This is a genomic window from Actinokineospora sp. UTMC 2448 (assembly GCF_024760565.1).
Classification (GTDB): Bacteria; Actinomycetota; Actinomycetes; order Mycobacteriales; family Pseudonocardiaceae; genus Actinokineospora; species Actinokineospora fastidiosa.
On record NZ_CP031087.1, the window covers coordinates 2,611,761 to 2,631,497 of the forward strand.

Below are 19,737 nucleotides of genomic sequence, written 5' to 3' on the forward strand. Positions count from 1 at the left end.
GTGATGGGCGATGATCGCCGGGTGCGTCTGGGCTCCGGTGATCCTGACCGCGCGACCGTGAACAGTGTGCGGGTGGCCGGTGTGGTCAGCGGTGTGCTGGCGCAGGGCGAGCGGGTGTCGGTGACGATCGGCGACGTCGGTGGTGGGACGGCGGAGTCGGCGGGCAGGCCGGTGGCGGCCCAAGTGCGGGTGTTGGGGCCGCAGGCCGCGGAGGCCGCCGAGTTGTTCAGCGGCCGGAGTGCCGAGGTCGGCCGGTTGCTGGGGTGGCTCGACCCTGCCGGGGCGAGCGGGTCGGTCGTCGTGTCGGCGGTCGCCGGGATGGGCGGGGTCGGCAAGACGGCGCTCGCGCGGCACTGCGCGGTGTCCGCCGCGCGGGCCGGGTGGTTTCCCGGCGGCGTGTTCCTGGCGGACATGCGGGGGTACGACGCCGCACCGGTGGCCGCCGCCGCGGTGTTCTCGCCGCTGTTGCGGCACCTGGGGGTGCCCGCCGACCAGATCCCCGCCGACCCGGGCGAGGCGCGCGTGGTCTACGACCAGACGCTGGACGGGTTGACGGCGCGGGGGATGCGGGTGCTGCTCGTCGTGGACAACGCGTGCGACGGCGATCAGGTCGCGCCGCTCGTGCCTGCCCGCGGTGGGCACGTGGTGGTGGTGACCACCCGCGACACCCTTGACCTGGTGGGCGCGCGGCACTTAGCCGTCGACGTGCTCGCCGAAGGGCCCGCCACCGCCCTGCTCACCGACGCGCTGTCGGTCCTCGACCCCGACGACCGGCGGTTGACCGCCGACGCCTCGGGCACGCGGGCGCTGGCGGCGGCGTGCGGTGGTCTGCCGCTGGCCCTGCGCGTCGCCGCGGGCCTGCTCGCCGACGAACCGGAGTTGACCGCCGGAGACCTCGCCGCGCAATTGCCGGAAGCGCCCGGGGCGGAGGGGTTCACCCGAGGGGAGATGGCGGTGACCGCGGCCCTCGACCGGTCCTGGCAGCGATTGGCGCGACTGCGCCCGGCCCAGGCGCGCATGCTGCGGCTGCTCTGTCTGGCGCCCGGACCGGATGTGTCCACGGACGCCGCGGCCGCGTTGGCCGATGTACCCGTCGGGGCCGTCCGCGCGCTGCTGCGCGGCCTGCGCCAAGCCCACCTCGTCGTCGCCGCGGGCCGCGACCGGTGGAGCCTGCACGATCTGGTGCGCGCCCATACCGCGACCCGCGAAGTGCTCGGGGTCGACCGCGCTGAGCAGCGGGCCGCGCTGCACCGCCTGCTGGACCACTACACGAACACCACCGATCGCGCCGCCCAGCACCTACGCGCCCTTCCGGGGCAGCCCGTTCCCGACCGGTTCACCGGGCGGCAGGAGGCGCTGCGGTGGCTCGACGAGGAACGGCCCGCGCTCGTCGCGGCGGTCGCCCTGGCCACGGCTGAGGGCAACCACGCCCATGCGGCCTGGTTGGCGATCGCTTTGTCCCGATACCTGCAGTGGCGCCGCTATCTCGCCGACTGGCTGACCACGGCCGAGCACGCCCGGGCCAGTGCGGCCCACCTGCCGCCGCACCACCAGGCCGCCACCGCCGCGCTGCACGGCAACGCCTTGCACCAGTTAGGGCGGTACGGCGAGGCCGTGTCCGCCCATCGGCAGGCGTTGCGCCGCTACCGCGACGTGGGCGACCGTTACGGCGAGGCGACGGTGCTGGCCAACCTCGGCTTGTCGCTGTCGGCGGAGGGGCGCCTCGACGACGCGATCGACGCCCACCACCAGGCCCTCGCCCTGTACCGCGCCATGGGGAACTGGCACGGCGAGGCGATGGTGTGGACGAACCTCGGCACGACGCTGCAGCGGATCGGGCGGGCGGAGGAGGCCATCCTCGCCCACCGCAGGTCCGGGGACCTGCACCGCGAGCGCGGCGACAGCCTGGGCGAGGCCATCGTCTGGACCAACCTGGGCGCCGCGCTGCAGGTGAGCCGGCGCTACGACGACGCGGTCGCCGCCCACGGGCGGGCTGCCGAACGGTTCGGCGAGGTGGATGACCAGCACGGGGAAGCGATGGCCCTGACCAACCTCGGCCTGGCGCTGGCGGGCGCGGGCCGCGTCGACGAGGCGCTGGCCGCCTACCGCCGGGCCTTGGACCTCCATCGCTCTCTGGACGACCGCCATGGCCACGCGATGGCGCTGACCAACCTCGGAATCGCCCTGCATCGGGCTGACCGCCCCGACGGGGCCGTCGCCGCGCACCACGCCGCCCGGCGCCGCTTTCGGGAACTGGGGGACCGGCAGGGCGAGGCGATGGCGTGGAACAACCTCGGCGCGACCCTGCGCGCGGACCGCCGCTTCGACGAGGCCGCCGTCGCCTACCAGCACGCCCTGGCCCTGCATCGGGACCTGGCAAACCCTGAAGGCCAGGCGAAGGCGCTCAACAACCTCGGCACCGCCCTCCGGCGCGACGGACGATTCGACCCGGCGATCACGGCCTTCGGGCAGGCTGCCGAGCTGTACCGCGGGACCGGGGACACCAACCGCGAATGCAAGGCGCTGACCAACCTGGGCGCCGCACTGCACCGCACCCAGCGCTATTCGCAGGCCCGTGACTGTTGGACAAGGGCGTATGACGGCTACCGCGCCATCGGTGACACCACGTCCGCGAACCGGATCGCCGGGCTGCTGAAGGCGCTGCCCGCCGACACGTGAGCGGGGTCACGGCCGTGGGTGTCACAGGACGGCACGAGCGGGCGTCCTGTGGCGTGAGGACGAGGAGCGGGAGCATGCGATGCGGAAGGCCGTGGAGGGTATGAGCGAGGACCGGCGTCCGGACCCGGCGACGGAGGCGTTCGTCGTCCATCGCAGTCTGTTGTTCACCGTCGCCTACGAGATGCTCGGGTCGGCGGCGGACGCGGAGGACGTGTTGCAGGAGACGTGGATGCGCTGGGTGGGCGTCGACCTCGACACCGTGCGGGAGCCGCGGGCGTACCTGGTGCGGATCACCACCCGGCAGGCGCTCACGCGGTTGCGCACGCTCGGCAGGCGCAAGGAGTCCTACGTCGGCCCGTGGCTGCCCGAGCCGCTGCTGACCGCGCCGGACGTCGCCGAGGACGTCGAGTTGGCCGACAGCCTCTCGATGGCGATGATGCTGGTGCTGGAGATGCTGGCGCCCACCGAGCGGGCGGTGTTCGTGCTGCGCGAGGTGTTCGACCTCGGGTACGACGAGATCGCCGAGGCCGTCGACAAGACCCCTGCTGCCGTCCGCCAGATCGCGCACCGGGCGCGGGCCCATGTCGCCGCGCGCAGGCCGAGGGACGTCGTGTCCCCGGCCGAGAGCCGGGCCGCGCTCGCGGCATTCCAGCGGGCGATCGAGACCGGCGACTTGCAGAGCCTGCTCGACATCCTCGCCCCGGACGTCGTCGTGATGAGCGACGGCGGCGGGGTCAGGCAGGCCGTGCCCCGGCCGATCGTCGGGGCCGACAAGGTGGCGCGCCTGCTGCGCGCGGGCCTGGAGAAGGCAGGCGAGGCGGTCACGTTCGAGCCGGTGCAGGTCAACGGCTACCCGGGGCTGATCATGCGGCTCGACGGCGAGGTCGACGGCGTCCTGGCCGTCCGGGTCGAGGGCGGTCTCGTCAGCGGTCTCTACTACGTGCGCAACCCGGAGAAGCTGTCGCGGGTGGCGCGGGAGACCGCGGTGGCCCGCTGACAGTCACTCCCGCAGCGCGCCGATGAGCTTGCGGAGCACCGCGCGGGCGGCCAGCAGCTCGTCGGCGGTCACGCCCGCCCGGCCTAGCACCTCGGCCCGGGCCTCCGCGGACCGCGCGAAGAGTTCGTCGACCGTGTCGCGGCCGAGGTCGGTCAGCCGCATGAGCGGGGACTGCGCGTGGTCGGGGTTGCCCACCGCCTCCAGGTGACCGCTGGCGAGCAGGTCGTTCACCACCCGCTGAACGCTCTGCGCCGCCAGTCCCAACCGCCGCGCGGTGGCGGGCACGGTGTGCGGGCCGCCGGACAGCACGCTCATCACGTGCCACCGCGCCGTCGTCTGACCCAGCGGCCGGGCCAGGTTCTCGCTGGTCCGCCGGGACAGCCCGGCCACCTCGTACACGTCGGCGACCAGCAGCCGGTACGCCTCCACCGCATCGCTCATTCTAACAGTGTACTGTTGAACCAACAGCATGCTGTCGGAGGAGCGCGAATGATCATTCGAGTCTGGAACGGGTGGGCCGACACCCAGGAGGCCGCGGCGGCCTACGCCGAACTCGTGAACGGCACGATCGCGCCCGGCATCCTCGACCGCGGCATCCCCGGCCTGCGCGAGCTGGCGGTGCTGCGCCGCAGGCCCGAGGAGCACCCGGGCCACTTCGCGACCCTGATGACCTTCGACGACTGGGCCGCGGTCGAGGAGTTCGCGGGCCCCGGCGGCACCGGGTCGGTCGTGCCGCCCGCCGCCCGCGCGCTGCTGTCCCGGTTCGACGAGCACTCGGCGCACTTCGAGCTCCTCGGCAGCCACGTTCGGCGTTCCGATCGCACCGCGGCGCCGTGACGGTGCGGGCAGGCACGACGCGCCTGGGGGCCGCGTCGTCGAAGGTGACCGTGCCGCCGCACCCGCGCGGCGGCACGGTCACCGGGATGGACCGCCGATCGCCCGGTCGCCTAGCATTGCCGTGCACGACTGGCGTCGGGTGGGCGACCACCGGGGAGTGCGCGTAGAGAAGGCATCGTCCGCCTGGGTGCCCCTCATTCGACTCGAGTGAGGAGCACGGATGCCCGCGCGGATCATGGACGGCGCCTCGGTCGCCGCGTCGCTGCTGGCCGAGACGGCCCAGCGGGTCAAGGACTTCGTCGCCCGGACCGGCCGCACCCCGCTGCTGGCCACGGTGCTGGTCGGCGACGACCCGGCCTCCCACACGTACGTGCGGATGAAGAGCGCCCGCTGCGCCCGCGTCGGCATCGCCTCCCGCCGCGTCGCACTGCCCGCCGAGACCACGACGGACGACCTGGTCGCCCGCATCGCCGAACTGTCCGCCGACCCGGCGGTGGACGGCATCCTCCTGCAGCACCCCGTGCCCGCCCACATCGACGAGCGCGCCGCCTTCGAGGCCATCGCCCCGGACAAGGACGTCGACGGCGTGACGACGCACAGCTTCGCCGCGATGGCGTTCGGCGAGCCCGGCTTCCACTCCTGCACACCCGGCGGCATCCTCCGCCTGCTCGACGCCTACGACGTCCCCCTCACCGGTCGACGCGCGGTGGTCATCGGCCGCAGCCCGATCCTGGGAAAGCCGGTCGGCATGCTCCTGCTCGCCCGCGACGCCACAGTCACCTACTGCCACTCCAAGACGACGGACCTGGCGGCCACCGTCGCCGAGGCCGACATCGTGATCGCCGCCGTAGGCCGCCCGGAACTGGTCCGCGGCGCCTAGCTCAAACCAGGCGCGGTCGTCGTGGACGCGGGCTACAACCCGGGCAACATCGGCGACGTCGAGTACGCCGCCGCGGAACAACGCGCCAGCCTCATCACCCCGGTCCCCGGCGGCGTGGGACCGATGACCATCGCCGTCCTCTTGGCACAGACCGTCCAGGCCGCGGAGACCCGCGGGTAGCCACACTGACCGCCGCTAGGCGGCGTCAGGTCTTCGGGTTCGGGGTAATCGGGTGCCGCCGTTATCTGGGGCCTACGGCGTCGATGGGGGCGAGCAGGGCTGTCAAGGGCAGCTTCCGGTGGACCGGGCGGGGGAGGTGCACCTGCGTTTCCGGCAGCTCGTCCCCGGCCTGGCGTACGGGGCGCGGTGGGAGAGTGGGGCGGGGAGCTAATCGTGGTATACCAACTCCGTCGAGTGGAGATGGGGTGCCATGGCGGGCTTCGAGGCGGAGTCGGAGCGGGTCGTTCGGTTGTTGCGGGACGAGATCATCGACGGGGTGCGGGTGCCGGGGAGTCGGTTGGTCGAGCGGGACGTGGCGGCTGAGTTGGGGGTCAGTCGGGTGCCCGTGCGGGACGCGCTTCGGGTGTTGGTCGCGGAGGGGTTGGTGGTGGCTCGGCCGCGGACCTGGGCCGTGGTCCGGGAGTTCAGCGCCTCCGATGTCTCCGATCTGCACGAGGTGCGGGCGGCGATCGAGCCGCTGGTGTTCCGGTTGGCGGCGCAGCGCAGGACCCGGGATGGGCTGGTGCGGCTCAAGGCGGCGGTGGACGCGGAGTCGGCGGCGGCCCGGGCGGGCGACGCGGTGGCGGCCCGGCGGGCGGCGGCGGACTTCCACGAGGTGGTGACCGACCTGGCGGCCAACGAGTTGCTCAACGAGCTGCAGCGCCCGTTGCGCAGCCGGATGCGGTGGCTGCTGGGCCAGCACGACGACCTGGTCGCCGTCGCCCGCCAGCACGAGGGCCTCTACGCCGCGATCGCCGACCGGGACGTGGCGCGGGTCGAGCGGCTGGTGGCCGAGCACCTCGACGCCGGGCGCGGGATGGCCGAGGAGCGGGCCCGCTGATTTGGTATACCATCGCCGCATGCTGACCTTGACCAACGTGCGCCCGTGGGGCGGCGACCCGGTGGACGTGGTGATCTCCGACGGCCTCATCGCCGAGGTCGTGCCCGCGGGCTCGGCCGCGCCGGGGGAGCGGGTCGACGGGCGCGGCCTGCTCGCGCTGCCCGGCCTCATCAACGCGCACGCGCACGTGGACAAGAGCTGGTGGGGCCAGCCGTGGGTGTCCGCGGGCGGCGAGGGCACCACGCAGGGGCGGATCGCGCACGAGCGCGCCGAGCGCGACAAGTACGGCATCCCGAACGTCGACAGCACGGTCGCGGTGCTGCGCGAGTTCCTGCGCCACGGGACCACGGCGACCCGCACGCACGTCGACGTCGACCTCGGGGTCGGCCTGCGCGGCATCGAGACGGTCCGGGCGGCCGCGGCCGCGCTCGGCGGCGCGGTGGACGTCGAGATCGTGGCGTTCCCGCAGGACGGCGTGGTCCGCAGGCCCGGCGTGCTCAAGCTGCTCGACGACGCCGCGGCAGCGGGCGCGACCCACGTCGGCGGCATCGACCCGGCGTCCATCGACCGCGACCCGGTCGCCCAGCTCGACGGGCTGTTCGAGATCGCCGAGCGGCGCGGGGTCGGCCTGGACATCCACCTGCACGACGGCGGCGAGCTGGGCGCGTTCCAGTACGAGCTGATCATCGACCGCACTCGCCGGACCGGCCTCCACGGCAAGGTGACCATCTCCCACGGCTTCGCCCTGGGCGAGGTGACCGGCTCCCGCCAGGCCGACCTGCTGGACCAGCTGCGCGAGCTGGGCATCACCTGGGCGACGGTCGCGCCCGTCCGCTACGCCCCGCTGCCCTGGCGCGGCATGCGCGAGCGCGGCATCGGGATCGGCCTGGGCACCGACGGCATCCGCGACCTGTGGTCCCCCTACGGCGACGGCGACGTCCTCCGCATCGCCCTGGGCTTCGCCCGCCTGCACGGCCTGCGCGACGACGAGGACCTCACCTGGGCCGTCGAGCTGGCCACCACGTCCGCCGCAGGCTTCGTGCACCGCGACACGCACGGCATCGTCGCGGGCGCTCGGGCAGACATCGTGCTGGTCGACGCCGAGAACGTGCCGGACGCGCTCGTCCGCGCGCCCCGGCGGCTGCTGGTCGTCGCGGGCGGCCGCGTGGTGGTGCGCGACGGCGAGCTGGTGGTCTAACGGCGCTTGCGGGGTTTCCCGCGCTGCGGGGGCTTCGGCTGCGGGGGCTTGGCGCGGCGCGGGGCGGCGGCGGGTTCGGGCTGCCGCCCCCGCGTGCTGTTGGCCGTGCGGCCGCGCACGATCCCGATGAACCGCTCGATCGGGTCCGTGGTCTCGTCCTCCAACCAGGACAGGGCCACCCGGGACTGCGGCGCGTCGGGGATGGGGCGCGACGTGAGGTCCTTGCGGAAGTGCAGCCGGAACAGCGACTGCGGGACGACCAGCAGGCCCAGGCCCGCGGCCACCAGCTTCATGGCGTCCGCGGTGGACTCGGGCCGGTCGTCGGACACCCGGCCCGGCCCGTCCGTCCACTCGATCACGTCGTCGAGGGGGCGCAGCAGCACCTCGTCGGCGAGGTCGGCGGCGGACAGCTCGTCGGACGCGGTCACCAGGTGGTCCTTCGGGGCGACCACCACCGTCGTCTCGGTGTAGAGGGGGATGGCGTGCAGGCCGGTCCGGTCGCCGCCGAGGCGCAGGAGCGCGGCGTCCACGGCGCGGTCGCGGACCATGCCCGCGGCGTCGGCGGCCGCGGCCTGGACGAGCACGAGGGGCAGGTCCGGGCTCCGCTCGTCCCAGACCCGCACCCACTTGTCGGGGGTCACCCCGGGCACGTGCGCGAGCCGGAAGGACGGGGAGGTCACGCGGGCAGATTACCGCCCGTGACCGGCGCCCCGTTACCCTGGACGCCATGACCTCGCGCAAGACACCCCAGACGATGAAGCCCGCGACCGCGGCCAAGAAGCTGGGCGTGTACCTCGACGCCACCCCCGAGGACTTCCGCGAGGGCGTCGTCTCCCGCGACGAGCTGAACGAGTTGCAGGCCAACCCGCCGGAGTGGCTGCGCGACCTGCGCCGCAACGGCCCGCACCCGCGCTCGGTCATCGCCGCGAAGCTGCGGATCTCCATCGGCGGCCTGGCCCGCGCCGGGATCACCGAGGCGCTCACCACAGCGCAGATCGAGGAGCTGAAGGCGGACAACCCAGAGTGGCTGCAGCGCGAGCGCGCCACCCAGGTCGAGGTCCGCAAGGAAGCCGAGCGCCTCGCGGCGAAGAAGACGACCGTGCGCGGCTAGTGGACGAGGTCGAGGAGGGCTGGCGGACCCGGTTCACCGAGGCGTTCGCGCGTCCCGCGTCCTCGGTGCAGGCCCGGGTGTGGGCCGAGGTGTACGGCGCGGAGTACCCGGCCGAGGTGGCCCCCTTCAGCTACATCTCCGTGAGCGAGCTGACCCGGTTCGTCGCCGAGGTCGGCCTGCGCCCGGGGGACACGCTCGCCGACGTCGGCTGCGGCCAGGGCGGCCCCGGCCTCTGGGTCGCCGCCCGCGCCGACGCCCGGTTGGTGGGAGTGGACATCGCCCCCACGGCCGTCGCCGCCGCCCGATCCCGAGCCGACGCCCTCGGCCTGGCCGACCGGACGGCCTTCCAGGTGGGGACCTTCGCCGAGACCGGCCTGCCCGCGTCGAGCGTCCAGGCGGTCATGAGCGTCGACGCGCTCCTGTTCGCCCCGGACAAGGTGGCCGCCTTCACCGAGTTCGCCCGCGTCCTCACCCCCGGCGGCCGCCTGGTCCTGACGACGTGGGACTACCACACCCAACCCGTCGGCCGCCCCCCACAACTCCCCGACCACCGCCCAGCCCTGGCTGACGCGGGCTTCACCGTGCACGCCTACGAGGAGACCGACCACTGGCGCTCCCGCGTGACCCGCGTGAACGACCTTCTGCTGGCCGCGGTCGACGACCTGGCGGCCGAAACCGGCGCCGACCCGGCCGACCTCAAAGCCTCCCTGCGAGAAATGCAGGCCACAGTGGACTGCATGACCCGCCGCGTCCTGATCGTCGCCGAACGCCCCTGACCGTCCTATGCGGACTCAGAGGTCTTCGAGGCGCACCAGGCCGTCCTGGATCGCCCGGGCGACGAGCGCGGCCTTCGTCGGCGCCGGGCGGCCCGCGTTCGCGTACCTGATCCGCACCCGGTCGATGTAGCTGTTGACCGTCCGGACGGACAGGTTGAGCTTGCGGGCGACCATCTCCTTGGACTCGCAGGCGAACCAGTTGACCAGGACGTCGACCTCGCGCGGGGTCGGGCGGGGCCGCTCGGGCCGGGTGTCGGCGCAGATCGCCCGCGCCATGGCGGGCGCGGTGTAGGGCTGGTGCCCGTGCGCGGCGCGGATGGCGGCGACGAGGTGGGCGGGCCCCTCGGTCTTGGCCAGGTGGGCGAACGCGCCGATGTCCAGGCAGGTGAGGATCGTGTCCCGGTCCTCGCGCATGGTGTAGACGACGACCTGGCGGCCCGCGTCGACCAGGCGGCGCAGGTCGCCGTAGGCGGGGGTGGGGCCGGACAGCATGAGGTCGAACACCACCACGTCCGCGCCGAGGCCGGCGCCGGTCCACGCCACCGCGGGCGTCGGGCCGGAGTCCGCGATCCGCACGGGCGGGTCGGCCGCGGCGCACCACGATTCGACGCCCGCGATGATCGCGGGGTGGTCGTCGACGATCACGGCCGTGGTCACCTCCGCCATGCGGCCTCCACCCACACCCTCGTCCCGTCCACCATCCGCGTCACGGCGACCGGGGCCTCCGCCTGCGGCGCGACGTCGGCGGGCGCGTCCGCGACGACGCTGACCGTGACGCCCTCGGCGGAGCCGATCACCGTCACCCTGGCCGCCGTCGCGGCCGATGCCGCCCACACCACCGGCTCGATCAGCGCCCGCCGCACGGCCAGCGGCGGCGTCACCCACTCGCCGCAGGTGCCGAGGTACACCGCGATCCCCCTGCGCTGGGCCAGGTCCACGCACGCCTCCAGTTCGTGGAGCAGCGGGTCGGGCACGTCGTCGTTCTCGGCGAACAGCCTGCGCAGCTTCGCGGCCTCGGCGGTGTAGTCCGCGCGGACCCGGGCGTCGGACAGGTCGGCCGAGCCGTCGGTCAGCCGCTCCAGCAGTGGGACGGTGGTGCCCGCGAGGTCGGCGTACCGGGCGAGCCTGCTCTCGTGCAGGCGTTCCGCCACCGCCTCGGCGGTGCGCACCTCCTCCCGCGCGCGCCGGGCGGCGGCCACGTCGTCGGCGATCCGGCGCAGCGCCAGGGCCCCGGCGAGCACAGGCGACTGACAGCCGAGCACGATCGCGGCCACCACGACCATCCCGACCACGTCCTGTCCCAGCAGCGCCGCCTGGGCGAAGCTGACGACCGTGTGCGCGACCAGGAACGCCGCCGCCGCGCGGCCGCGGTCCAGCAGCAGGACCATGGCGAACCAGCCGATGACGCCGTAGGACCACTCCGCCTCGGCCGTCAGGTGGTCGGCGCGGATGCCGGTGGTGGCCAGCCCGGACGCCGCCGCCACCGCGGCCAGCAGCACCCACCTCGGCCACCCCGCCAGCCGATCGACGGCGATCAGGCACCCGGCGACGAGGGCGACCGCGGTCAGCAGGCAGAACGCCCACACCTGCCGGGGGAGGCTGGTGTAGACGGCGGTGTTGGCCATCAACAGGGGAAGGGCCAGCCCGTAGAGCGTGCCCATCGCGATCAGCAGACTGGCGAAGCGCAGCCACCGCAGCAGTTTCGCGGCGACGATCAGCGGAGGGCCCGCCGCGCCGGCCTCACGGTCGCTCGGCGCCACGGTCGCGAGCGCGGTCACGGCGACCACTCCAGCCGCACCCGCGTGCCCGCGCCCGGCGCGGTCTCCACCGCCGCCCGGCCGCCCACGTGGTCTATCCGCCGCACGATGGACGAGGCCACGCCGCGGCGGTGGGGTGAGACCAGGTCCGGCCGGAAGCCGCGGCCCGCGTCGGCGATCTCGACCGCGACCCGACCGTCCGCGTGGTCCACCGTCAGCACCGCGGTGTCGACCCCGGCGTGTCGCGCGACGTTGGCCAGCGCCTCCCGCACCGCGCCGCGGATCGCGGTCGCCACCTCAGCGGGGAGCGGGACGCTCGCGGGCGCCCGCGTCTCGACGTCGACCGGGCTCTGCCGCACGACCGGGGCGAGGAGTTCGACCAGGTCGGCCACCGCGGCCACGGGGGCGGGCCGGTCCCGCAGGACCGCGAGGTCCTGCCTGGCCCGTTCCCGCAGCCACGGCGCGTCGGCCGCGCCCATCCCGACCGCCAGCAGCGTCGAGGCCGCGGTGTCGTGCAGCAGGGCAAGGTGCTCGCGCTCGTCGGCCCGCCGCGCAGCGGCGACGGCGGCGTCGCGGCGGGCCCGCTCGCTGACCGCCAACTCCTGGTCGGCGGCCTGCGCGCCCGTGCGCAGCAGCAGGAACAGCCCGCGCGACAGCCCGGCCTCGCCCAGCGTCCACAGGGCCAGCGGCGCCGAGACGGGCAGGACGGCCGGATCGGCCAGGAAGTTGCCCGCGAGATAGGCCGCGAGCACCACGCCGGTCACCGTGGCGCCCGCCGCCGTGCCGGTGTGCCACTGGTGGGCGACCGCGGTGATCGAGACGACCGCCAACACCCAGTTCGTGCTGTCGCTCAGCGCCTCCGGCGGCACCGTCCACCGCTGCGCCAGGCACAGCGCCACGACGACCCCGGTGTCCACCGCGACCACCCAGGCCCGCGGCCCGATGACCAGGAACACCGCGCTCCACCCGATCAGCGCGACGGCCACGCCGACCACCAGGGGGACGGGCGTCTGGTAGACCGCCACCGCCGCGGCGCAGGCCAGGACGACGGTCCGCACGGTCACCGCGTAGCGGCGCCCCCGGCGGCGCACCTCGACCTCGGTGGCGTCACCCGCGTCGGCGTGTCCCATCACGGTCAGTGTCTCAGCTTGATCGGCTCCGGGGGAGGCCCGGGGCCCTCGATTGTGGGTCGAACGACCGTCACGCCGCGGCCGCGTCGGCCCTAGCGTCGGTCCCGGACCCAGACAACTCCGGGGGAGAACGCCGACATGAACCAGTACTCGGGGGCGCGGGCCGTCGCGGTGGACGGAGCGGCGGCCGACGAGGCGATCGGGCACCTCGACGACGTCGTCGAGGTGGCGTTCCGCCGCCACGAGGTGTTCGCCGAGGCCCACCGGCGCATCGACGCGATCACCGTCACCCACCGCTCGCCGGACGGCGCCGTGGAGGTCACCGTCGGCTCCAGCGGCAACCTGCTGGACGTCCGCTGCGCGGAGCCGCTCCGCGCGTTGCCGCCGCAGCGCGTCGCGGCCACCGTGCTGGCCTGCGTGCAGGCCGCGCAGGCGGGGGTCGCCGCCCGGGTCGAGGAGATCCTGCGCGGTGCGGCGCCGGGCGACCCGCTCACCGACGAGCTGGTCGCGAACGCGCGCAAGTCCTTTCCCGCGCCGACGGCAGCCATGCCGGTGTCCGGACCGGGGGGTTCGGGACCACGGCACCTGGCGATCGGCGGCATCGAGGACGACCGGCGGCCCGCGCCGCGCACCCCGCTGCGGCGCAGGCCGATCCGACCGGACGACGACCAGGATGACTGGGCCGGGCGTTCCATCCTCTCCTGATCGACGAGACCACCGGGAAGACCGCCATGGCGCCACCAAAAGGCTATACGATCAACCCCGACGAGCTGTTCTCGCACGCGCGGGCCGTCGCGCAGATGCAGCAGCCGTTGGACCGCGTCGTCGGGGCCGCGAAAGAGGCCTGCCCCGACGGCATCAACGTCGCCTACGGGCTGTACTGCCAGTTCTTCGCGATGACGCTCTCGCCGGTCCAGGAGTACGCCGAGGACGGCATCGGCAAGATCGCCCGAGCGGTGGACTCCGCCGCGAACCAGCTCATCAAGGCCGTCGAGGCCTATGTGGACTCCGACGAGAACAACGCGGGCCAACTGCGCACGATCGGCGCGAACCTGCCGGAGAACGCGGGCAACGGGCTGATCGCCAAGGGAACCGGGTGGGACTGGAAGAACTACAACCCGGTCGACGGCGGCCCGCTGACCAACATGGACGCCCAGAACGGCGGGAAGGGCGCGGGCCTGGTCGGCAACACCTGGGACCTCGTCGTCGAGGCCAGCGACTCGGGCAAGCGGAACTACGGCGTGATGGCGGGCCACATCGCCTCGATGGGTGCCGACGGGGCCGCGCTCGCGGGCGACCCGCTGGGCACCGCCGTCAGCTGGGCCGCGGGCTGGGTCATGGAGCACGTCAAGCCGTTCCGGCTGATCCTCGACGGCCTCGCAGGCAACCCGGAGATGATCAAGGGCGCCAGCCTGACCTGGAAGAACATGAGCGCGGAACTGACGCGCCTTGCGAACCACTACGCCTCGGTCAAGGACAAGACGGGCGGCTGGCAGGGCGAGGCCGGGGAGTCCTACCGGGACAACGTGGCCGCCACGATCATCAACGCGATGAAGGCCGCGGCCAACCTGGCGACCGTCATGAGCATCGTCGTCGGGGTGACCGGCGACCTCGTCAACCTCGTGCGGTCCGCGGTGCGCGACATCACCGCCCAGGCGCTCGGCCAACTCGTCAGCGCCGCGGCGAAGCGGTTCTACAAGCCGCCGTTCGAGGAGCTGTCGAACGTGGCGTTCCACCTGAAGAACGCCAAGGCCCTGGTCACCTTCCTGATCGTCTTCGTCAACCACTTCGCCCGGCAGATCCCCCTCATCCTGGAAGCCTGCAAGACCCTCGCCAACATCATCCCCAAGCTGGACGGCGTCTGACCGCGCAGCGCGTCGACAACCGCTCCGCTGTGCGCCGCCATCGGCGATCGTGAGACTTCTTCGATCGGTGACGTGCGGCGGTGGGTGAGCAGCGGTCCGATCGCCATGGGGCCGCCATTATGGCCGGCCGGCTCCGCCGACGACCACCCGTTGCCGACAAGATTCCGGCGCGTTCGGGCGGACGGGTCGCCGACCGTCCCACCCGGACACTCCCGGCCGACGACGCGGTCACGCACCGGAACCGGCAGGCAGCGGCAACTTCCTACTCCGCATGCCGCCCTCGGGCGCGCGGATGGCCGGTCATCCGCCGGGAAGCGGCGCCGCGCCGGTCGGTCCCGGCGGGGCGATTGGCCAGTCAGGCGCATCGTCGGCAACGCCGTTCAGCGTAGTGTGGCCCGATCACTCGATCGGCCCCTACCTGGTGCGGATCGCCCGTCCGTACGTTTCTGCGACGGGCGGGACCGGTCGACGCCGGACCGCGCGTCCGAGTCGAGGGAGACAGGGTGACACTGGCCGATCGATTACGCGGCGGTATCGACCACGGCGCCAGCGCGGGCGGGCTGCGCTTCAACGTATTGGGATTCCTGGAAATCCTGCGCGACGGCAGGCCGTGCCCGCCGATGCCGCCGAAACAGCGCGCGCTGGTGGCGATCCTGCTGCTGCACGCCAACCAGGTGCTGACCACCGACGTCATCATCGATCTGCTGTGGTCGACCCGGCCGCCGCGGTCGGCGGCCGCGGCGCTGCAGATGCACGTCAGCGGCGCGCGGCGGGCGCTGACCGGCGCGTCCGCCGACCCGCGCAGGCATCCGGTGCTGCGCACCGAGTCCCACGGCTACGCCATCCGCCTCGGCCGGGGGCAGCTCGACCTCAGCGAGTTCCGGTCGCTGGCGCGCGCGGGGAACGAGCGGCTGGCCGAGGGCCGGTGCGCGGAGGCGGGCGCGGCGTTCGACAGCGCGCTCGGCCTCTGGCGCGGCCGGGCCGTCGCCGACATCGCGGGCGTGCTGGACAGCTACACCGTCCACCTGGACGAGCAGCGGCTCACCGTGCTCCAGCAGCGCGTCAGCGTAGGCCTGTGCCAGGGCCGGGTCCTCTCGATCCTCGACGAGCTGGTCGAACTGTGCGCGCGGCATCCGCTGCGCGAGGACCTCCACCAGCAGCTCATGGTCGCCTTCGCCCGGCTCGGCCGGACCGCGGACGCGCTGCGCGCCTACACCCGCCTGCGCCGGACCATGATCGCCGAGGCCGGGCTCGAACCCGGCCCGGCCGTCCGCGCCGCCCATGACGCGGTCCTGCGCGGCGCGCACCCCGCCGACCCCGTGCACACCTGCGTGGCGCGCGGGTTCGACGCGGCGCGGCGGGACGCCCCGATCGGCGGGGCGCGCCGCTAGGCCGGTCCCCGCAGCCGCCAGTCGTAGCGCCTGCCGAAGTAGACCAGCGGGTCCCCCCGGCCGACCCGCGCCGCGGCGACCTCCCCGATGACCACGGCGTGGTCCCCGTGCGCGAACACCCTGGCCAGCGCGCACCGCAGGTACACCGGGACCCCGCGCAGCCGGGGGACCCCGCCGTCCCACTCCCACGCCAGGCCCGCGAACTTGTCCGCGCCCCGGCGGGCGAACCGCTCCGCGACCGCGGCCTGCGTGTCGGCCAGCAGGTGCACGCCGAACTCCGCGCCCTCGGTGAGCGGCCGGTACGACCGCGACCCCCGGTCGATCGTGAGCAGCACCGAGGGCGGAGCGACGCTGTAGGAGCACAGGGACGACACCAGCAGACCCCGCGGCGCCTCCGCGTCGCGGGTGGTGACCACGGCCAGACCGGCGGCGAGCCGGGCCATAGCGTCGGGGAACACCGACGCCACGGCCTGCTCGGCGAGCACCCGCGCGGTCATCGGGCTGCGGTCTCGGCGAGGACCCGCCTGCAGCTGTCCAGCCGGGCGCGCGCGTCCTCGTCGTCGGTCACCGCGAGGACCGCCTCGTAGTCGCTGATCGCCTGGCCGAGCACCCCGGCGTGCTCGTAGGCGACGGCCCGGTTGAACCGGATCTGCGGGGAGTCGGCCAGCTCGGCGGCCCGGTCGAGGTGCGCGATGGCGGCGGCGACGTCGCCCGCGTCGAAGTCCAGCGAGCCGAGCAGCGCCCAGGCCGCGGCCAGCCCCGGGTCGGCGGCGAGCGCGGCCCCGAGCGCGGTCCGCGCCCCCTCCGCGTCGCCGAGTTCGGCCAGCACGCGCCCGCGCACGCACAGCAGGTGCGGGTGCTCCGGCGCCAGGGCCAGGCCCGCGGTGACCTCGCCCATGGCCTCGTCGAGCCGGTCGAGGTCGCACAGCGCGCCCGCCAGGTTCGCCCGCGCGTCGGCGTGGTCGGGGTCGAGCTCCAGGACCCTGCGGTAGTCGACGACCGCGCCGTCGACGTCGCCGAGGTCCATCCGCGCGTCCGCGCAGTTGTAGTAGACCTCGGGGAACGGCGGCGACAGGCGGATGACGGCCTCGTAGTCGGCCACGGCCTCGGCGGTGCGCCCGAGCCTGACCAGGATCGCCGCGCGGTTGAAGTGGTGGTCGGCGAACCCCTCGTCGATCTCCATCACCGCGGTGTACTCGGCCAGCGCCTCGTGGAGGTTGCCCAGCATCGAGTGGATGCGGGCGCGGTTGTAGCGCAGGCCCGCCCGGTGCATGGCCCGCTCGCCCGGGTCGAGCTCGCGGTCCATTCGGGCCATGCCGTCGTTGAGCAGCCGCATCGCCTCGTCCGGCCTGCCCTGGCGGATGGCGACGAGGGCGAGGCCGTTGCCGTTGAACACGGTGAAGTAGGTGCGGTCCTTGGGGTCCTCCAGCCCGGCGGCCAGCGCGATCGCCAGGTTCAGCCAGGCCCGCGCCACCTGGTAGTCGTGGCGCTCGGTGGGGTGGTGGCGGGCGTAGAGCATCGCCAGGCCGTAGGCGACCTTCATGTGCGTCGCGGGATCCGTCGAGCTGGCCCGCACCTCGTGGTAGACGGTCTCGGCCTCGTCGGAGCGGCCCGCGGAGGACAGCGCGGTCGTCATGCCGCCGGTGAACTCCCACCACAGGTCCGGCTGCTCGGCGCGGTCCACCACGGCCCTACCTCGGGCGCCGAGGTCGGCCGCCGCGTGGTACATGCCGAGGTTGCGGCAGTGGACCTGGGCGCGGCGCAGGGCCGCCGCGCCCGTGTGGGCCGGGTCGCCGCCATGCTCTGCGTGGTAGGGGATCGCGCCCAGGGTCAACGAGAACTCGCCGCTGGCCGTCAGCTCGGCGGCGCGGGCGTCGTGCAGGCGTGCGCGCTCCTCGGGCGGCAAGGCCGCGTAGGCGGCGAGCACCCGCGGGTCGTCCGAGGTGCCGTCGCTGTCCGCATACGCCTGTCCGTCCACAGGGGACTCGTCGGGTGCGAGCGCAGGCGCGATGTGGATCTCGGTGTAGGCGTCAAGCGCTTGCGGGAGGGACGCGGCGACCGGGCCGGGCGGGTCAGCGACCGGGCCGGTGCCCGTGCAGACCACGATCCGCAGCAGGGCCGGGTCGGCGCGGCGCAGCGCGACGGCGAGGAACTCCTGGTCGGTCGGGTCGGCCTCGTGGGCGTTCTCCACCACCAGGGAGCGCGGCCCGCCGCCGAGCGCGGTCAGGTACTCGTGCAGCAGGTCCACAACGCCGTGCGAGATGCGCAGCGTGTGCAGCCGCGCCTGGAACCGGGTGCGCTCGCCTGCCTTGGACATCAGCTGCAGCGGGGTCTCCATCGCGGGCACCCGACCGGCGAACTCCGGCGCGCAGGTCAGGATCGCGATGTTGTGCCGCTCGCCCAGGCCGGGACAGCGGCGCAGGGCGTCGTCGCCGATCGCGCGCAGGATCGCCCCGACCGCGGTGTAGGGGCCGCGCAGGCGCCGGTGCGCGTCGACGACGGCGAGCGCCGGGGGCGCCGACCAGGTCCGCCGGTGGGCGTCGCGGTCGCGGCGGCGCTCGGCCTGGAGCCGGATGTGCTCGGGCATGGCTGTCCCTTCATGCGATGACGTGGCGGTACCGGGTGCGCGCCCGCCTGCGGCGCTCGCGCACCGCGAGCCAGCCCGCGACCGCGAGCGGCCCCAGGGTGACCACGAGGAAGACGACGGAGTCGAGCAGCTCGCGCGCCGGGACCGCGCCGGTGGCGAAGAACCGGCCGATGGCGCCGGAGAACAGGTGGTACGCCGCTGGCCCGATGGCGACGGCGAAGGTGGTGAGGCTGACGGTGTACCCGCCCACCATCAGCCACGAATACCACCGGGCGACCCGCCGGTCGACCGGGTGCCACTCGGACTCGTCGAGCAGCCGGTCGGCGCGGCCGAGCAGGCGGTTGACGCGGTTGCGCATCGTCCGCTTGGCGGTCTCGTGCAGGTCGACGCACCGCAGGACGGTGCTGATCAGCACGTAGAGGTCGGTGCGCAGGTAGAGGAAGAACTGCCAGACCAGGCGCAGGGTCGTGGCGTAGGCGACGCACAGGCAGATCCGGCCGACCTGCGACAGCCCGCCGTCCGCGCCCCTGGTCAGGTCCGCGGCGATGATGAGCCCGGCCAGGACCAGCACGTCGGCCAGCATCCCGGCCAGGATCGGCAGGTACCGCTTTCCGCGCGGCACCGCGACCAGGCCGTCGAGCGAGGTCTCCACCACCAGGAAGTACAGCCTGCGCCCGAACCTCAGCCGGGACCGCAGCCCGAGCCTGCGCCCGGCGAGCGCGTGGAACCCCTCGTGCAGGACCAGTTGCGGGACCGCCGCGACGATCAGCACTATCTCGATGACCGTGAAGTAGTCGGTGAAGAACAGGTTGCGGTAGCTGGGCGCGAGCGCCGGGTCCACCACCGCGAGGACGACCGCCCAGCACACGACCGCCGCGTACAGCGCGAACGCCACGGGGGAGAACAACGCGGCGCCCAATCGCCGCCACCGCACGGGCGCGACCGGGCCCGCGGACTCCTCGGGGGCGCGGAGGAAGCCGAGCTCGTCCAGCGCGCCGATCAGGTGGTCCATGTCGGTGCTCTCGCCGTATTCGGCCTCGTACCAGCGCTGCGCCTGCTCGGGCGTCTCCCCGGCGGCGAGCCTGCGCACGATGGCGGCGCCGTCGACCGGGAACACCGCGTAGGAGTCGGTGTCCGGCCTGCCGATGGTCACCTCGTCGCCGTCCTCCAGGTAGACCAACTCGTGGAGGGCGAGCGGCCGGTCGTGCCGCGCGGGCACGTCGACGTCGGTCACGGGTCCCCTCTCGATCGCGGAGGAGCCGTGCGTGGGCGCGGACCGCGCCCACGCACGAGTCCGCCATCAGACCTCGACGTGGTAGCACTCGCAGGCGGCGGAGGTCAGCCGCACGGTGCCCGCCTTGCGCACCTGGATCTTCTTCATCGATGCGGGCTTGGTGGTCTTGGTCTTCACAGCCACTCCTTATGTCGTGAAGGACATTGCCCCCTCACCATGTCCGGCGCCGCCAAAG

General features: G+C 74.0%; 18 protein-coding genes, 1 pseudogene and 1 riboswitch. Of the genes and pseudogenes, 11 read left to right on the top strand and 8 right to left on the bottom strand.

All coding sequences use genetic code 11. From position 1 onward, the window contains the following. Positions 1-57 precede the first annotated feature (57 nt). Positions 58-2,679 carry an ATP-binding protein gene (locus tag Actkin_RS12315; protein ID WP_258907251.1) on the top strand — a complete coding sequence of 874 codons (2,622 nt, stop codon included), beginning with the start codon at positions 58-60 and terminating at the stop codon, positions 2,677-2,679. 79 nt (positions 2,680-2,758) lie between these two features. After that, positions 2,759-3,676 carry an RNA polymerase sigma-70 factor gene (locus Actkin_RS12320; protein ID WP_258907252.1) on the top strand — a complete coding sequence of 306 codons (918 nt, stop codon included), beginning with the start codon at positions 2,759-2,761 and terminating at the stop codon, positions 3,674-3,676. A 3-nt stretch (positions 3,677-3,679) separates the two neighbouring features. On the opposite strand, the gene Actkin_RS12325 is transcribed toward Actkin_RS12320, so the two are convergent. Further along, complete coding sequence (locus Actkin_RS12325) at positions 3,680-4,117, bottom strand: MarR family winged helix-turn-helix transcriptional regulator (protein ID WP_258907253.1); 438 nt, start codon at positions 4,115-4,117, stop codon at positions 3,680-3,682. A 48-nt stretch (positions 4,118-4,165) separates the two neighbouring features. On the opposite strand from Actkin_RS12325, the gene Actkin_RS12330 reads away from it, so the two are divergent. The 4 genes and pseudogenes from Actkin_RS12330 (at position 4,166) to Actkin_RS12345 (ending at position 7,651) form a co-directional block, all read left to right on the top strand. Then, the gene (locus Actkin_RS12330; RefSeq protein WP_258907254.1) at positions 4,166-4,513 is read left to right on the top strand and encodes a hypothetical protein; all 348 of its coding nucleotides are present in this window, start codon (positions 4,166-4,168) and stop codon (positions 4,511-4,513) included. 115 nt (positions 4,514-4,628) lie between these two features. Next, positions 4,629-4,709: riboswitch (ZMP/ZTP riboswitch) on the top strand. Between the two features lie 24 nt (positions 4,710-4,733). Continuing rightward, positions 4,734-5,573 (top strand): annotated as a pseudogene (locus tag Actkin_RS12335) (bifunctional 5,10-methylenetetrahydrofolate dehydrogenase/5,10-methenyltetrahydrofolate cyclohydrolase). Positions 5,574-5,823: 250 nt separating this feature from the next. Beyond that, on the top strand, positions 5,824-6,453 hold the full coding sequence (locus Actkin_RS12340) for a GntR family transcriptional regulator (RefSeq protein ID WP_258907255.1): 630 nt from the start codon (positions 5,824-5,826) through the stop codon (positions 6,451-6,453). Between the two features lie 19 nt (positions 6,454-6,472). After that, complete coding sequence (locus tag Actkin_RS12345) at positions 6,473-7,651, top strand: amidohydrolase (protein WP_258907256.1); 1,179 nt, start codon at positions 6,473-6,475, stop codon at positions 7,649-7,651. On the opposite strand, the gene Actkin_RS12350 is transcribed toward Actkin_RS12345, so the two are convergent. Further along, positions 7,648-8,331: a substrate-binding domain-containing protein gene (locus Actkin_RS12350; protein ID WP_258907257.1), complete on the bottom strand. Its 684-nt coding sequence runs from the start codon at positions 8,329-8,331 to the stop codon at positions 7,648-7,650. The two genes, Actkin_RS12345 and Actkin_RS12350, sit on opposite strands and share 4 nt — an antisense overlap. A gap of 47 nt (positions 8,332-8,378) precedes the next feature. Between Actkin_RS12350 and Actkin_RS12355 the strand changes: the two genes are divergently transcribed. Together Actkin_RS12355 and Actkin_RS12360 are read left to right on the top strand one after the other, a co-directional pair. After that, positions 8,379-8,762, top strand: coding sequence for a DUF5997 family protein (locus Actkin_RS12355; RefSeq protein ID WP_258907258.1), 384 nt, complete (start codon positions 8,379-8,381; stop codon positions 8,760-8,762). Further along, complete coding sequence (locus Actkin_RS12360) at positions 8,762-9,538, top strand: class I SAM-dependent methyltransferase (protein WP_258907259.1); 777 nt, start codon at positions 8,762-8,764, stop codon at positions 9,536-9,538. Before Actkin_RS12355 ends, Actkin_RS12360 begins: the two co-directional genes overlap by 1 nt. Before the next feature lie 15 nt (positions 9,539-9,553). On the opposite strand, the gene Actkin_RS12365 is transcribed toward Actkin_RS12360, so the two are convergent. The 3 genes from Actkin_RS12365 to Actkin_RS12375 are packed head-to-tail and all read right to left on the bottom strand — an operon-like array spanning position 9,554 to position 12,425. After that, positions 9,554-10,204, bottom strand: coding sequence for a response regulator (locus Actkin_RS12365; protein WP_258907260.1), 651 nt, complete (start codon positions 10,202-10,204; stop codon positions 9,554-9,556). After that, the gene (locus Actkin_RS12370) at positions 10,192-11,316 is read right to left on the bottom strand and encodes a hypothetical protein (RefSeq protein ID WP_258907261.1); all 1,125 of its coding nucleotides are present in this window, start codon (positions 11,314-11,316) and stop codon (positions 10,192-10,194) included. The genes Actkin_RS12365 and Actkin_RS12370 overlap by 13 nt, the downstream gene beginning before the upstream one ends. Beyond that, entirely contained in the window at positions 11,313-12,425 is a 1,113-nt protein-coding gene (locus Actkin_RS12375) for a sensor histidine kinase (protein ID WP_258907262.1), read from the bottom strand. The genes Actkin_RS12370 and Actkin_RS12375 overlap by 4 nt, the downstream gene beginning before the upstream one ends. Positions 12,426-12,563: 138 nt before the next feature. Between Actkin_RS12375 and Actkin_RS12380 the strand changes: the two genes are divergently transcribed. From Actkin_RS12380 to Actkin_RS12390, 3 genes are all read left to right on the top strand, one after another. Beyond that, positions 12,564-13,130: a YbaB/EbfC family nucleoid-associated protein gene (locus Actkin_RS12380; protein WP_258907263.1), complete on the top strand. Its 567-nt coding sequence runs from the start codon at positions 12,564-12,566 to the stop codon at positions 13,128-13,130. A 26-nt stretch (positions 13,131-13,156) separates the two neighbouring features. Next, positions 13,157-14,290: a type VII secretion target gene (locus Actkin_RS12385; protein WP_258907264.1), complete on the top strand. Its 1,134-nt coding sequence runs from the start codon at positions 13,157-13,159 to the stop codon at positions 14,288-14,290. A gap of 503 nt (positions 14,291-14,793) precedes the next feature. Continuing rightward, positions 14,794-15,681, top strand: coding sequence for an AfsR/SARP family transcriptional regulator (locus Actkin_RS12390; protein WP_258907265.1), 888 nt, complete (start codon positions 14,794-14,796; stop codon positions 15,679-15,681). Here the strand turns inward: Actkin_RS12390 and Actkin_RS12395 are convergent. The 3 genes from Actkin_RS12395 to Actkin_RS12405 are packed head-to-tail and all read right to left on the bottom strand — an operon-like array spanning position 15,678 to position 19,502. After that, on the bottom strand, positions 15,678-16,178 hold the full coding sequence (locus Actkin_RS12395) for a flavin reductase family protein (protein WP_258907266.1): 501 nt from the start codon (positions 16,176-16,178) through the stop codon (positions 15,678-15,680). The two genes, Actkin_RS12390 and Actkin_RS12395, sit on opposite strands and share 4 nt — an antisense overlap. Continuing rightward, positions 16,175-18,268: a tetratricopeptide repeat protein gene (locus Actkin_RS12400; protein ID WP_258907267.1), complete on the bottom strand. Its 2,094-nt coding sequence runs from the start codon at positions 18,266-18,268 to the stop codon at positions 16,175-16,177. Before Actkin_RS12400 ends, Actkin_RS12395 begins: the two co-directional genes overlap by 4 nt. Positions 18,269-18,278: 10 nt before the next feature. Continuing rightward, on the bottom strand, positions 18,279-19,502 hold the full coding sequence (locus Actkin_RS12405; protein ID WP_189212761.1) for a hypothetical protein: 1,224 nt from the start codon (positions 19,500-19,502) through the stop codon (positions 18,279-18,281). Positions 19,503-19,737: the final 235 nt, after the last annotated feature.

Coding starts and splice junctions, on each gene's coding strand:
- Actkin_RS12325 (WP_258907253.1), bottom strand. CDS start 4,117: ATGAGCGATGCGGTGGAGGCGTACCGGCTGCTGGTCGCCGACGTGTAC.
- Actkin_RS12355 (WP_258907258.1), top strand. CDS start 8,379: ATGACCTCGCGCAAGACACCCCAGACGATGAAGCCCGCGACCGCGGCC.
- Actkin_RS12375 (WP_258907262.1), bottom strand. CDS start 12,425: ATGGGACACGCCGACGCGGGTGACGCCACCGAGGTCGAGGTGCGCCGC.
- Actkin_RS12365 (WP_258907260.1), bottom strand. CDS start 10,204: ATGGCGGAGGTGACCACGGCCGTGATCGTCGACGACCACCCCGCGATC.
- Actkin_RS12380 (WP_258907263.1), top strand. CDS start 12,564: ATGAACCAGTACTCGGGGGCGCGGGCCGTCGCGGTGGACGGAGCGGCG.
- Actkin_RS12395 (WP_258907266.1), bottom strand. CDS start 16,178: ATGACCGCGCGGGTGCTCGCCGAGCAGGCCGTGGCGTCGGTGTTCCCC.
- Actkin_RS12385 (WP_258907264.1), top strand. CDS start 13,157: ATGGCGCCACCAAAAGGCTATACGATCAACCCCGACGAGCTGTTCTCG.
- Actkin_RS12340 (WP_258907255.1), top strand. CDS start 5,824: ATGGCGGGCTTCGAGGCGGAGTCGGAGCGGGTCGTTCGGTTGTTGCGG.
- Actkin_RS12400 (WP_258907267.1), bottom strand. CDS start 18,268: ATGCCCGAGCACATCCGGCTCCAGGCCGAGCGCCGCCGCGACCGCGAC.
- Actkin_RS12330 (WP_258907254.1), top strand. CDS start 4,166: ATGATCATTCGAGTCTGGAACGGGTGGGCCGACACCCAGGAGGCCGCG.
- Actkin_RS12320 (WP_258907252.1), top strand. CDS start 2,759: ATGCGGAAGGCCGTGGAGGGTATGAGCGAGGACCGGCGTCCGGACCCG.
- Actkin_RS12345 (WP_258907256.1), top strand. CDS start 6,473: ATGCTGACCTTGACCAACGTGCGCCCGTGGGGCGGCGACCCGGTGGAC.